We start from the raw sequence: 13,616 nt of genomic DNA on the forward strand, positions 1-13,616 counted from the left end.
ACCGGATGGCAACACCCCTTGAGGAAGGCCTAAGGTGCGGAGGTGATCGATCTTGACCGGTTGCGAACGGATTTCGCGAACACCCCGCTCGACGAGGCCGACCGCGAGGACGCGCTGCGCATGCTCCTGCGCGACCGCCGCGAAGGCGACGCCGACCTGCTGCGTCACCTCCTCGCCGCGGAGACCGCCGCGCACCACGAGGGCTGGGGTCTGAGCGAGGCGATGGGCCTCGCCGCGCTGCTGCTCGCGGAGTGCGGCCGCGAGGAGGACGTCTGGACGCTGTGGGAGGCCAAGAACGCCTCCTTCGACACCATGGCGGGCCTCGACGGCTTCCTGCTGTTCCCGGCGGGGATCGCGGGCACGACGGCGCACGTGATCGCCAGCGAGGACCATCCGGAGCGCGGCGACCTGATGACGTACATGAGCGAGTACCTGGAGTACGAGAAGCTCACCGACGAGGAGATCCGCTCGCACGTCGCGAACCTGCGCTCCTACTACGAAAACTGACCTGCCACCGAGATCGGCGCGGGGCCTACAGCACTTCGAGCGGATCGAGTTTGATGCGCACCAGCTCCTGTTCCTTCCGGGCTGTCCGCACGGCCTGCGCCTCGGCCAGGACTGCGGCCAGCTGGCGGCCTTCGTTGCGGGCGACCCGGACCAGCGCCCGTTCCTTGGTCTCGTCGTCGCCCAGCGGCACCGGTCCGAGGATCTCACCGGTGGGCGGCAGGTGCAGCTCGTCGAGCAGGGCGTTGACCGCGTCCGGGGTGCCGTCGACGGTCGCCATCCGCACGGCGGGCGGGAACCCGAGCTCGGTCCGCGCGGCGAGTTCGGTGGCGGCGTGCCACACGGGATCCCAGCGCACGAGGGCCTGCACCGGCGTCAGCGAGGAGTCCGCGATGACGACGACGCGTCCGTTGCCCGGACGGATGAGTCCCGCGGCCGTCATCCACCGCCGCAGTGCTTCCTCCGAGGCCCTGAGGTCGGCCCGGCCCAGCAACGCCCAGCCGTCGAGCAGCAGCACCGCGCCGTAGCCGCCCTCGGCGACGGGTTCGGCGCCCGGCGTCGCCACGACCAGCGCGGGCTTGCCCGGCACCTTGGTGAGGACCTCGTCGGCGCCGCTGGTCCGCACCGGATACCCCGGGAACGCCCGCCCCAGCTCCTCCGCCGTGCGCCGGGCACCGATGATCTGGCCGCGCAGCCTGCGGGACCCGCACGTCGGGCACCGGAAACTGGCCTCCGTCGCCGCGCACCACCGGCAGTAAGCGGGCTTGGGCAGCCCCTCCTCGGTACCGCCGGGCAACGCGAGCGGCCCCGCACACCTGCGGCAGCGAGCTGGCCCCCGGCACTGCCCGCACGCCAGCGCGGGCACGTAGCCGCGGCGCGGTACCTGGATGAGAACAGGCGAGTCGGCCAGGGCGAACCGGGCGGCGTCGAAGGCGATGGACGGCAGGCGCGCGGTACGGGCGGCGGGGTCCTTGACGTCCTGCCACTCGTTGTCGCCCACCGACACCACGCGCGGCGCCACAGCACGCAGCGTCTCCCGGGAAGCCACGATCTCGTGCGCCCAGCCCGTCTCGACCAGCACCTGAGCCTCGGCGGTCCGGGCGAACCCACCGATCAGCAACGCCGCACCGGACATGTGCGCGCGCTGCACCAGGACATCGCGCACGTTCGGGTACGGCGACCGCTGCTCGACGTGGAGGTCGTCGCCGTCGTCCCACACGACGAGCAGCCCGGGATCCTTGATCGGGGCGAACGCGGTGGCGCGGGTGCCGACCACGACCCTGGCGACCCCTCGGCGCACAGCTAGCCAGCGCTTGTAGCGCTCCGACGGCCCGAGGTCGGCGGAGAGGGTGACCACGCCTTCGATGAGCCGGCCGCACGCCTCGGCGACGCGGGCGAGGTCGCGGTGGTCGGGCACGACGATGACGACCCCCCGCCCGGTGGACGCGACCGCGGCAGCGGCTTCGGCCAGTCGCGCGGGCCAGTCTTCGGACGGAAGCGCTTGCCAGACGGCGTGGGCGGGGCGGCCGGTGCGGAGGGCTTCGAGATATTTGGGGCCGCGGGGGTAGCGGGACCAGGCATCGGCGGGGACCGGGGGCAGCTGGGAACGCGCGGGGCCCGCCGAGGGCTCCGCGGAGGTGCCGGACGAGGCTGCGGAAACGGCGCCGGATGGCTCAGCTGATGGCTCGTCCGCAGACGATGCTGGGGCCGCGAGCGAGGACGGGGACGAGGCAGAGGCCGCTGGGGGCGCGGGGGCTGCTGGGGAGCCCGCGGAGACGCCGGACGAAGCTGTGGAAACGACGCCGGATGGCTCGGGTGATGGCTCGTCCGCAGACGATGCCGAGACCGCGCGCGATGCCGGGGCAGGCGCCAGGGGCGGGGCCGCTGGAGATGCTGAGGGCGCGGACGATGCCAGGTCGGCGAGCGGTATTGGGGCTGCGAAAGACACCGGGGCCACAGGCGAAGGTGGGCTGGCCGGCGATGCTGGGTCAGCTGGCGTTGGGTCGACCAGTGCTGAATCCGCTGGCGGTGGGCCGGCTGCTGGCGGGCCAACTGCTGGTGCTGGACCCGCGGGTGCTGGACCCCCTGCTGCCGGACCCGCTGGTGCTGGACCCCCTGCTGCTGGGGCCGCTGCTGCCGGACCTGCTGCTGGGGCCGAGGAGTCGTCCGGCGATCCGCCCGGCGCCGCGAGGGCGGGGTCAGCGGAGGCGTCGGCGGCACCACCAGCCTCGGTGTCGGCGGGCGACGACTGCACCGCCTCGGCCGAAGGCGGAGTGGGCTCCGCGTCCGGTGAGGCGAGGGGCGGCGTCGGGGCGGCTCCTACCCAGGCCGGGTCCTGGGGCAGGGGTGCCGGGGCGGGTGAGGCGGCGGCTTCGGCTCGGGCGTGGCGGGGTGGGATGGCCAGGCGCAGGACGTCGATCATGCCGCCCGCGTACCGGTCGGCGATGGCTCGGGCCAGGGCGGCGATCTCCGGTGCCAGGACTGGTTCGGGTGACACGACCTTTTCGATGAAGGCCAGCTTCTTGCCGTAGTCGGAGGTTTCGGTGCGTTCCAGGAGGTAGCCGTCGACCAGCTGGCCGGCGAAGCGGACGCGGACACGGCAGCCCGGCTGGGCGGCTGTGTCCAGTTCGGACGGAACCGCGTAGTCGAAGGGGCGGTCGAGGTGGGCCAGCGGCACGTCCACCACGATGCGGGCGACCGGCAGCTCGGCCGCGGGGACTCGTTCGCCCCGTCTTGCCCCGGTCTTCTCGCTCATGCTCTTGGTCTATCAGACAGGTCCGACAGTCACGCGTCGCGCCTCACCGAACTGGTGAAGCTCGCCACGAGAACAACGAGTCAGCCGGAGATCGACTCCTGGCCGTTCTCGATGTGACCGCACAGCCGGCGCCGGAACGCGGGCTCCTCCTCCACCGTCACGGTCAGGTCGTACCAGCCGGAGTTCATGACGGTCAGCCACGGGATCACGTGTCGATGGCCCGGACGCACGGCGTAGCGACGACGACCCAGCACGAACGTCAGCCGCGACGACCCGGTGTTCTCGAAGGTCAACGTCAGCACACGGCTGTATCCGCGCACCGACGACGACACGCGCGCACAGTCAGAAGACGACCCGGCGAACTCGCGGCGGAACCCGTTCGGGCCGAGCAGCACGAGGTCGTGATCACCAGCGAGCTCAACGGAAGCAGATGAAGCAACGTCGAAGTGCTGCGGCAGGGAGAACTGCCCCGAGTACGGGTACAGAGCGAAGTGCACGGACGCAGACCCGGAGTTGGTCATCTCCAACCTCGACCCGCGCAACGACGCGTCAGGCTGGTACGGCAGAGCGCGCGCACGTCTCCGTCCAGCCTCCTGCTCCGGCATCTTCTGCGACGAAGGCGGCGCGGGACGCCACCGCGGCGTCGCGGGCGGCGCCGGCGCGGGCTCCCCTACCTCGGGCCACGTCCGGCGCCGGTCGAAGTCGAACGTCGAGGTCAGGTCGCCGGTGACGGTCCGGCGCCACGCGGAGATCTCTTCCGACCGCACCCCGGTCCACTTCTCCAGGAACTGCGTCATCGACGTGTGGTCGAACACCTGCGAACACACGTATCCGCCAACGGACCACGGCGAGACGACCGTCATCGGCACGCGCGCACCCAACCCCAACGGCCGGTCACCCACGTACTCGTCAGCAACGGACAAAGGCGGGCGCGGCGGCGGCACGTGGTCGTAGAAGCCGTCGTTCTCGTCGTAGGTGATGAACAGGACCGTGGACTCCCACACGTCCTGACGAGAAGCCAACGCATCGAGCACCTGATAGGTGATCGAGGCCGACGCAGCGGGAGAAGAGGCGCCTGGGTGCTCGGAGTCCACAGAGGACGGGACCAGGTACGACACGGCGGGCAGACTGCAGGCAGCAACGTCCGCCCGGAACGCCTCGCCCAGCCCACCGGGCCGGACCCGCTGCAGTCCCCGCGAGTACAGCGACTTCTCGGCAGCGGTCAGCGAGGACAGGTCGAGAGAACCGATCAGCGCCGGGTCACCGGTGCCGTACAGCTTGTCCAGCGACTTGAACCCCGCCGGCAGCACCTTGCGCGCGATCTCCTTGAACCGCACGAAGAACTCCAGGTTGTTGTCCTGGAAGTTGTCCCACTCCTGGTACACCCGCCACGACTTCCCGGCCGCTTCGAGGCGCTCGGGATAGGTCTTCCAGGCGTACCCGGCGTGGTTGTCCTCGTTGTAGGCCGCGTTCCCGGTCGCACGCCCACCAGTCGGCTCGAACCCGGTGTACCCGGACACCCAGTAGTTCCGGTTCGGCGACGTCGAGGAAGGCACCGAACAGTGGTACGCGTCGCACAGCGTGAAGGTGTCGGCAAGTTCGTAGTGGAACGGGATGTCCTGCCGCGTGTAGAACGCCATCGTCGCCGCGGTCTTGGCCGGCACCCAGTTGTCGTTCCACCCGCCGCGCAACGCCGTGTGCCCGCCGTTCCAGCTGTGGTCCAGGTCGCCGATGTACTGGATGTCCCGCCCGGACGCCGCCTCCCGCACCGGGAACGGCAGCACGCCGGACTGCGAGAACACGCCGCGAAGAGCATTACGGTCCGAGAACCCGCGCACGCCCCGCAACGACCCGTAGTAGTGGTCGAACGAACGGTTCTCCTGCATCAACAGCACGACATGCTTGATCGCCCGCAACCCTCCCGCACGCGGCTCGCGGGCCAACGCGGCGTACACCGACGGCGGCAGCAGCGTGCCGGCTCCAGCAGCAGCGACGGCAGCCATGAACCCACGGCGAGAAAGCGACATGGATGCAGTTTCTAGTCTCAGCACGTGACGCGGAACCGACCCACGTATGAACAAAGGCCCCGGACGAGCCGGGGCCTCGTTCACACTCACAGTCAGGGTGCGGCGATCGCGGCCGCCACACTCGCCTGAACGTTCAGCAACCCCTTGCCGCACTGAGCGGCAGCGGGCAGCACCTTTGCCTTCAGGTGCAACAACACCTGCGCGGGCGTGAGCAGCGCCTTGCCGTGCTGCACCCGCGCGTGCTGCATCAGCGCCACGACACCGGAGACGTGCGGAGTCGCCATCGAAGTGCCCTGGTAGTGCTTGTAGATCGACCCGGCCGGCACCGTCGCGCCGGCATTCATGGTCGACAGCACCCCGTTGGCCACCACAGGTGACGTCTCACCACCCGGCGCGCAGATCTCGACCGAGGCGCCGAAGTTCGAGTACGAGGCGCGGTTGGCCTGCCGGTCGGTGGCACCCACGGTGATCACGCCGACGCAGTTCGCCGGAGTGGTCCCGGCGGCGTTCGCGGCATCGTTGCCCGCCGCGACGACGACGGTCGCGCCGTGCACGTTGCGTGCCGTGTTGATCGCGTTCTGCAACGTCGCCGGGCACGCCGCCGACGGGCCGCCGAGCGACAGACTCAGCGTCTTGGCCGGGTTCGGGTTCGCCGGAACGCCCGCGACAGCGCCACCAGCCGCCCACACGATTCCCGCCGCGATGTCCGCCAGAGTGCCGCCACAGGTGCCGAGCACGCGCACCGGCACGACCTTCGCCAACGGCGCGACGCCCGTGCCACCGGTCGCGTTGTTGCGCAACGCGGCCACGGTGCCCGCGACGTGCAGCCCGTGCCAGCTCGACGGCCGCGCCGACGATCCCGGACCGCACTGCCCGGCCAGTCGCCAGTCGCCCTGGTCCATCGGGTTCGCGTCGCGCCCGTTGCCGTCCTTGGCGTACCCCGCGTTGCTGATGAAGTCGTAGCCACCGACGTAGTTCGCGGTCATGTCCGGGTGCAGCGTCCGGCCGGTGTCGATCACCGCCACCCGCTGGCCCAGCCCGGACGGCCCCTGGTCCCACGCGGGCGACAACCCGATGCCGCCGACCGCCTCCCAGTAGTGCCACTGCTGCGGCCACAACGGGTCGTTCGGCACGGCCGTGGCCTCCAGCACGATGTTCGGCTCGGCGTACTCGACGTCACCGCGTGCCAGCAGCACCCGGATCGACTCCGCGGCATCCCGCGACGCCAACACCTCCGCACCGTCCGTGGCCTCGGCAACGGCCCGTGTGCGCGACTTCTCCAGCGCGTCACCCCGCGACGCGCCCTCGCGGAACTTGACGATGATCTCCTGCTCTGGCTCCTCGTCCTGCGCCGCCGCGGTCAACGGCGTCACCGTCAACGCCATCACGGCGCCGATCAGGGCTGCGATGCCGGCTCTCATGTTTTCCCCTTCCCTGACGTACTGACGGAGAGAAGGAGAGACCGGCGCGGTTGTGGCCCGGATGCGGCCGCCACAACAGGTCCACAACAGGACCCGCGTACTCACGTGCACAACGTCTTCGAGGGGGGAACCCAGATGCTCCAACTCGTCGTGGCAGTCGCACTGGCCGCTTCAGGAACCGCCGCCGCACCGGAACCCGCGACCACCGCGCGGGTCGAGGCCGACAGGCTCGTCATCACCGGAGCACCGTCGCGCGCCAGCCGGATCCACGTCTCCGGCACCACCATCAGCGATGCCGGCGCGATGCGGGCCGGCACCGGGTGCACGCGCCTGTCGGCCTCACGCGTCCAGTGCGCGCAGGTCCAGAAGATCGTCATCTACCTGGGCAACCGCGACGACACGGTTCTCTACGACAGCGCCGTGCCCACCGAGCAGCACGGTGGCGACGGCAACGACTCGCTGCACGGCGGCGATGGCGCGGACACGCTCCAGGGTGGCGACGGCGACGACACCCTCAACGGCGGCAACGGCCCGGACAGCGTGTTCGGCGGCGACGGCGACGACGTGCTGGACGAGTCGTCGACCGGCACGGGCGGCAACTTCCTGCAGGGCGGCTACGGCAACGACAAGATCGACGGCACCAAACCCGACATGCGCGACCGGGCGGACTTCAGCGACCACGCCGAGGGCATGACGATCGACCTCGCGGCGGGCACCGCGTCCCGGCCGGGCGAGATCGACCAGCTCAAGAACGTGCAGGACGTCTACGGCACCATGGGCGACGACACGTTGTCCGGCAACGCCTGGCCCAACCACCTGGCCGGGCTCGGCGGCACGGACACGTGCACAGCGGGTCCCGGAGACTTCTGCCTGCCCTGACATGTATCAGGCGCTCGATTGAGAACTCCGCTGGTGCGTGGAGCCTTTCGACGTCCGCCTGCTCGGGCCCCTCGAAGTCACCGGGCCAGGCGGCGTGCTGCGCCTCGCCGGCACGCGCCAGCGCTCCCTCCTGGCGCTGCTGGCGTTGCGCGCACCCTCGGTGCTCCCCGCAACGCACCTGATCGACGCGTTGTGGGGCACCGAGCCTCCACCCACGGCCCTGCGCACGCTCCACAGCCACATCGCACGCGTTCGTGGCGCACTGTCCGCCATCGGCCTGATGGACGTCCTGGTCACCACCAGCGCGGGCTACGCACTCCGCACCGATCCATCGCACGTGGACGTCACCCGCTTCGAGCGCGCCCCCTCATCCCGTGCGGCACTCGCGTTGTGGCGCGGCGACCCTCTGGCCGACTGCGACGTCTTCGAATGGGCGTCCGCCGAGATCACCCGCCTGCACGAAGCCCGCCTCTGCGCCGAAGAGTCCTTGGCACAACAGGAGATCAACCGGGGCGCCTACGGAACCGCGGCCGCCTCGCTGGAACGCCTCGTCGTCACCCATCCGCTCAGAGAACGCTTCTGGGAGCTCCTGGCCGACGCACAACTACGCGGCGGCCGACGCGCAGACGCCCTGAGCACGGTCCGCCGGGCCCGCAACGTCCTGGTCGAAGAACTGGGCGTCGACCCCGGCCCGGCCCTGCGCGCCATCGAGTCCGAAGCGCTCGCGTGCCCGCCTCCCGGCTCCGGCTCCGGTCTGGTCGGCCGTCAACGCGAAACCCAGGACATCGTGCGCCTGCTGGAGAAGTCCCGGCTGGTCACCCTCACCGGACCGGCCGGTTGCGGCAAATCCAGGCTGGCCCAGCACGTGGCGCCCTCGTCCACAGTGGTCGATCTGACCTCCGCGTCCTCCGTCGAGGACGCCGTGGCAGCGGCGTTCACCATCACCACCCGAGAGCTCAGCACCCTCGGAAACGCGGTGGTGCTGCTGGACAACTGCGAACGCCTCCGCGCAGGCTGCGCGTCCTTCGTCTCGGCACATCCACGACTGCGCGTGCTCGCCACCAGCCGCGAACCTCTCACCGTGCCAGGCGAAACCGTCTACCCGATCCCGCCACTGACCGTCCCGGACCCGGACGTGCCGCGCTCGCTCACCGAACTGGCCGCCTACGACGCCGTCAGGCTCTTCCTGGACCGCGCCGCCCACACCTACACCGACGCGGACGCCGCGGCGATCGCCCAGCTCTGCGCCGCCCTGGACGGCCTGCCGCTGGCCCTCGAACTGGCCGCCGCCCGCACGTCCGTCCTGACCCCGGCCCAGATCGTGCGCCGATTACGGGACCGGTTCGGCCTGCTGGGCCCCCTGCGAGCCGCCATCGCGTGCAGCCACGACCTCCTGACGTCCTCGGAACGCACCCTCTTCGCCGACCTGGCCGTCTGCGCGGGCGGCTTCCCGGCAGACCTCGTCGACGCCCTGGCCAGCACCCTCGACGCCCTGACCGGCCTCGTCTCGAAATCCCTGGTCCGCGTCTCCCGCGCCGGCGGCGAATCCCGCTTCTCCATGCTGGAAACCGTCCACGCCTTCGCGCTGGAACAACCCTCCTCGGCCCACGCCCGCGCCGCCGAGTTCTTCCTGCGCCTGGCCGAACGCGCCGAAGCCGACCCCACCGGCACGCTGCTCGACGAGCTGCGCGTCGAACACGCCAACCTGCAACGCACCATGGACTGGTTCACCACCACCGGCGACACCGACAAGATCCTCCGCCTGGTGGTCGCCCTGAACCGCTACTGGCACCGCACCGGCAACTACCGCGAAGGCCGCCGATGGCTGACCGTCGCGCTGCACGGCTCAGGTCCGTTGCGCGGCAAGGCCTTGGCCTCGGCAGCAGCCCTGGCGCTGCTCGAATGCGACTACGACGAAGCCGTCCGCCACGCCCGCGAAGGGTTGGAAGCCGACCCGTCCCAGGCTGGACGCCTGCACCGCCTCCTCGGCTCGGTGGCTCGAGAACGCGGTGACTACGACGCCGCCCTGCACCACTACCGGGAGGCCGCCCGCGCCTCGACCCCCGCGAACGCCGCCTACGCCCGCCAGCTGGCCGGAGCCACCTCCTGGCTGGCCGGGGACTTCGACGTGGCCGAGGCTGATCTTCAGGCATCACTGAAATCACTACGAGACCTGGGTGATCGCCGCGGCGCCACCTCCTCGCTCGCCTACCTGGGCGCCGTGGCGTGGTACCGGGGCAACGCCGCCCAGGCCCGCCGACTCCTCGACGAAGCGCTGGACACGTTCGGGGAGCTGGAGTTCAAGGAGGGCATCGCCTGGGCGCTCAACCTGCTCGGCGTGGTCGAACAGGGCACCGGCAACCCCGCTGCGGCCCGGTCGTTGCTGCAACGCAGCCTCACCCTGCACCGCGAACTGGGCGACCGCTGGCGGGAAGCGAGCGTGCTGGAGGCCCTGGCCCACTCGACCGGGCAACGGGAGCTGCGAGCCGAGGCCGCGGCGATCAGAGCCCGAATCGGGGCTCCGGTACCGACTGTGGAACAGCACCTGGCCCGCTCCGGTTAGCGTTCGGGCAACGCTCGGTTGTGACTCTTCTGTCCGTAGGCAACACACGGATGAGGGGAACAACCATGAGACTGCGAATCACCGCCGCCGCGCTCGCCATCGGCCTGTGCACCGCCGGTGTCGCCTCAGCTGACGAGGTTCCGCCCGAGTTCCAGAACAGACCCACGATCGCGGACTGCTACAACGCGGTGCCGACCATCGTCGGCGCGGGCGTGATCTTCGGCGGCCCCGGACCGGACGTGATCGTCGGCAGCAACGGCCCGGACGTCATCTGGGGCTTGGGCGGCAACGACATCATCCTCGGCCTCGGCGACGACGACGAGCTCCACGGCGGCGACGGCAACGACCTGATCTGCGCGGGCTGGGGCGACGACGAGGTCCAGGGCGGCAACGACCACGACACCGTCTACGGCGAACCCGGCAACGACAGGATGCGCGGCGGCAACGGGATGGACCTGCTGTCGGGCGACCTGAACTTCGACGCGGGCGACGGTGAGGCGGGCTTCGACTTCTGCCCAGCGTCCACCGAGGTCCAGGTCAGCTGCTGACCGACTGCCGCAGCAGGATCTCCGTGGCACGATCGGGTCTCACCCCGAGCTGCCGCAACGAGTCCAGCACGCGCGCACGGGCCTCCACCGTCCTTTGTGGATTCCGTGCGCGCAGTGCGGCGGCGAGCGCCAGCCGGTGACCGCGAGGCTCGAACGGTTCCAGCGCCAGCGCGCGGTCGGCCAGCCGCCACGCCTCGGCCGGATCCGCGCTGACGAGCCGCAGTTCGCCCAGCGCCAGCAGGTTGTGCACGTGCCGCGCCCGCACTCCGGCGATCTCGGCGGCGCACACGTCCGCCAGGTCCGGCAGCGGCTCACCCCGCCACAACGCCACCGCGTCGCTGAGCAGGTCCGCGTCGGCCAGCTCGTGGAACGACCACAGGTCCACGGCCAGCATCCCGCCGCGCACCAAGCGGATCGTGTCGCCGTCGCTGCGCAGGCAGTAGCTGGCCTCACCGCCGGCGCGGTCCGGTTCGAGCAACCGCCGGAGGTGGGTCATGGTCACCCGCAGGTTCCTCGCGGCACTCGCGGGGCCGAGCTCGGGCCACAGCAGGTCCATCGCCTGCTCGCGGCCCAGCACCGGACGCAGGACCAGCAGGCCGAGCAGTTGACGGACCCGTGCGCGCCGCAGTTCCGGCGCCTGCACCACGACGCCGTTGCGGGTCACGCGCATCGGCCCGATGACCTCGATGCCGAGCGGATGGTCCGGTGGTGTGGGCACGGTGGCGAGCAGCCGGGCGGCACCGGCGGCCAGCTCCGGGTCACGCGCGAGCTCCCGGAACCGGCGGTGCACGACAGGGCCGACACGTTCCGCCAGCCAGCTGCCCAGCTTCGTCCCGCCCGCCGCCGCCAGCCTGACGGCCAGCTCGGCCGACCACGGCAGCGGCAGGAAGCAGAGCGCGTGTTCCGGCGGCAGGTCAGTGCGGAGGTCCCCGAGCCTTGCTCGGACGAGAGCACGTCCCGCCGCTCGTGCCCTGCGGTGCGACGGACCCAGATCGGTGTTGTCCCACCGTTCTCTCAGCTCGTCGCTCAGCACGTACCCCAGCGCGAGGAACCGGCGCAGGTGCCGTTCGGCGACCTTCACCTCCAGCGGCCACCGGGCCAGATGCTGTTTGTAGACGTCGCGAGCGAGTTCTTCCTCTCCGCGCGTGACGGCCACCGCGGCGTGCGACGCACACGCCAGCACCGCATCGCGTGGATTGTCCTGCGCTGCAGGCAGCTCGGTCGTGCCGTCACCGAACGACGCGGCGACGACGGTGTGCACAGCGCGCTCCACGAACTCGTCACGAGCCGTGTTGTCCGCGCACTCCAGTGGGAACTGAACGGGTTCACCGTCGAACCAGCGCGCCGTCGCGATGTGACGGCGGGCGAGGTCGTCGTCCAGCATGCGTTCGGCGAGTTCGGCCGCTTCCTGTCCGCGCCCGCACATGGCCAGGCAATGCACGTGGAACCGGGTCGTGGACACGGCAAGTGCCTTGGGCACCTCGTTCGCAGGTGCCTGAGCGAGGTGGACGAGTGCCGCTTCCGGATCTCCACCGAGCTCGGCAACGACTGCGGCGGAGCTGTGCTTGAGCAGCCGCAGGACGGGCGAGGACGCGTCGAGCCCGTGCGCCCGCGACGCGACCTCGGCGAGCCGGACGAGATCTCCCCTGGAGTGCGCGGTGATCACGGCCTGGCCGAGCACCACCGCCGCCCCGTCGTGGTCACCGGCGTCGAGCATCCCCTCGCAGGCGCGGTCGACCAGGCGGTCGATGGACGGATCGGTGAAGTCCCGCGCGTGTGTCACCGCGGCCCTGAGCAACAGGAACGCCGGTTCGTCCGCGTGACAGGCCGGTACCTCGCTGAGCCACCGCTGGGCCGTCGCGCAGGGCAGCACGGACAACGTGGTCCGCACGAGCGCGACCGCGAGGGTCGCGAGCAGGCCCCAGTCCCCCGCCCGGCACGCCACCCGTCCCGCTCCGGCCAGCTCGCCCCGCGCCGCCAGCACCGCGACCGCTCTGGCGCGCAGGTGGTCTGTGGGCACCAGTCCCGCCCACAGGTCGTGAGCGCGGTATCTCCCGTCGTCGAGGCGGTTGACCAGGGGAACCGACCGTGCGAGGTGCTCCAGCCGTGCGGGAGCCCCGGCGACAGTGCTGGCTTCTTCTTCTGTCGCACACCCGAGCGTCACCAACGCGGCCAACGCTGCGCGCACCGGCTCGGCGAGTCCGTGGAGCACCTCTTCTGCCGCGTAACGCCACGACGCGGCGGGTCCGGCGGTGAGGGACAGCCGGATGAGCGCCGGCCAGCCGTTGAGGTCCTCGGTGAGCTCGCGGCCGAACCGCCGGGCCAGCGCGGCCGTTTCCGCGTCGGTGAAGGCCAGGTCGGTGGTGCCGATGGCGGCCACCTCGCCCGCTGCCTGTCTTCGTGCCAGTGGAAGGGGTGGTGCGCATCGGCCTGACAGCACGAGATGGGCGGTCTCGGGCAGAGCGCGTGCGACGGTGCCGAGCAGCTGGGCGCCGGGTGAGTCGCCGGGGATCTCGTGGGTGTCGTCGAGCAGCAGGCAGACGTCGAGCGGGGCTCGTTTTCGCAACGCCGCCAGCACTTCGCGCGCCCCAGGTTCGGGGCAGGCGGGTGCGGCCAGGGCGTCCAGGATCGCGGCGGCCAGCCTGCTCGCGTCCTCGTGGCCGGGACCGCAGCTCACCCAGGCGTCGATGCCGCGCGGGTCGAGGAGGTTCGAGCGGACCGCCTGCGCCAGCGCGGTGGTCTTGCCGAAGCCGGGACCGGCGACGACCAGCGTGACCGGGCAGGACCAGCGCCGGCGCAGAAGGTCGACGAGGCGCAGGCGGGGCAGCTCGACGTCGAGCGGCCGCGGTACCGCGTGCAGTCCAGTCGTGTTGTCCGCCACGCAGAGCGGAGACCGGCGGGACACCCGAAATACGCGAA

The 13,616-nt window shown here is 71.2% G+C and carries 8 protein-coding genes; 4 read left to right on the top strand and 4 right to left on the bottom strand.

Annotation, left to right across the window (positions count from 1 at the left end; translation table 11 throughout):
- Positions 1–42 precede the first annotated feature (42 nt).
- Complete coding sequence (locus ABZ345_RS38050) at positions 43–507, top strand: hypothetical protein (RefSeq protein WP_359859677.1); 465 nt, start codon at positions 43–45, stop codon at positions 505–507.
- A gap of 25 nt (positions 508–532) precedes the next feature.
- Here ABZ345_RS38050 and ABZ345_RS38055 read toward each other — a convergent pair whose 3' ends face one another.
- The 3 genes from ABZ345_RS38055 to ABZ345_RS38065 form a co-directional block, all read right to left on the bottom strand.
- Positions 533–3,259 (bottom strand): primosome assembly protein PriA, encoded by a 2,727-nt coding sequence (locus ABZ345_RS38055; RefSeq protein WP_359859679.1) that lies wholly within the window; start codon positions 3,257–3,259, stop codon positions 533–535.
- A gap of 80 nt (positions 3,260–3,339) precedes the next feature.
- Positions 3,340–5,286 carry a phosphocholine-specific phospholipase C gene (locus ABZ345_RS38060; RefSeq protein ID WP_359859681.1) on the bottom strand — a complete coding sequence of 649 codons (1,947 nt, stop codon included), beginning with the start codon at positions 5,284–5,286 and terminating at the stop codon, positions 3,340–3,342.
- Positions 5,287–5,378: 92 nt separating this feature from the next.
- On the bottom strand, positions 5,379–6,707 hold the full coding sequence (locus ABZ345_RS38065; protein ID WP_359859683.1) for a S8 family peptidase: 1,329 nt from the start codon (positions 6,705–6,707) through the stop codon (positions 5,379–5,381).
- 135 nt (positions 6,708–6,842) lie between these two features.
- Here ABZ345_RS38065 and ABZ345_RS38070 point away from each other — a divergent pair, with 135 nt between their 5' ends.
- From ABZ345_RS38070 to ABZ345_RS38080, 3 genes are all read left to right on the top strand, one after another.
- Entirely contained in the window at positions 6,843–7,586 is a 744-nt protein-coding gene (locus ABZ345_RS38070; protein ID WP_359859685.1) for a hypothetical protein, read from the top strand.
- Between the two features lie 37 nt (positions 7,587–7,623).
- Positions 7,624–10,149: a BTAD domain-containing putative transcriptional regulator gene (locus tag ABZ345_RS38075; protein ID WP_359859687.1), complete on the top strand. Its 2,526-nt coding sequence runs from the start codon at positions 7,624–7,626 to the stop codon at positions 10,147–10,149.
- A 65-nt stretch (positions 10,150–10,214) separates the two neighbouring features.
- On the top strand, positions 10,215–10,697 hold the full coding sequence (locus ABZ345_RS38080; RefSeq protein ID WP_359859689.1) for a hypothetical protein: 483 nt from the start codon (positions 10,215–10,217) through the stop codon (positions 10,695–10,697).
- On the opposite strand, the gene ABZ345_RS38085 is transcribed toward ABZ345_RS38080, so the two are convergent.
- Positions 10,687–13,602: a hypothetical protein gene (locus ABZ345_RS38085; RefSeq protein WP_359859691.1), complete on the bottom strand. Its 2,916-nt coding sequence runs from the start codon at positions 13,600–13,602 to the stop codon at positions 10,687–10,689. The genes ABZ345_RS38080 and ABZ345_RS38085 overlap by 11 nt on opposite strands.
- Between the last annotated feature and the right edge of the window lie 14 nt (positions 13,603–13,616).

Origin of the sequence: Lentzea sp. NPDC005914, assembly GCF_040629405.1 — a bacterium.
In the GTDB taxonomy this organism is placed as follows: Bacteria; Actinomycetota; Actinomycetes; order Mycobacteriales; family Pseudonocardiaceae; genus Lentzea.

What these genes read in the sequence shown, in the direction of transcription:
- ABZ345_RS38055 (WP_359859679.1), bottom strand. Translation starts at nt 3,259, where the DNA reads ATGAGCGAGAAGACCGGGGCAAGACGGGGCGAACGAGTCCCCGCGGCC.
- ABZ345_RS38060 (WP_359859681.1), bottom strand. Translation starts at nt 5,286, where the DNA reads ATGTCGCTTTCTCGCCGTGGGTTCATGGCTGCCGTCGCTGCTGCTGGA.
- ABZ345_RS38065 (WP_359859683.1), bottom strand. Translation starts at nt 6,707, where the DNA reads ATGAGAGCCGGCATCGCAGCCCTGATCGGCGCCGTGATGGCGTTGACG.
- ABZ345_RS38070 (WP_359859685.1), top strand. Translation starts at nt 6,843, where the DNA reads ATGCTCCAACTCGTCGTGGCAGTCGCACTGGCCGCTTCAGGAACCGCC.
- ABZ345_RS38080 (WP_359859689.1), top strand. Translation starts at nt 10,215, where the DNA reads ATGAGACTGCGAATCACCGCCGCCGCGCTCGCCATCGGCCTGTGCACC.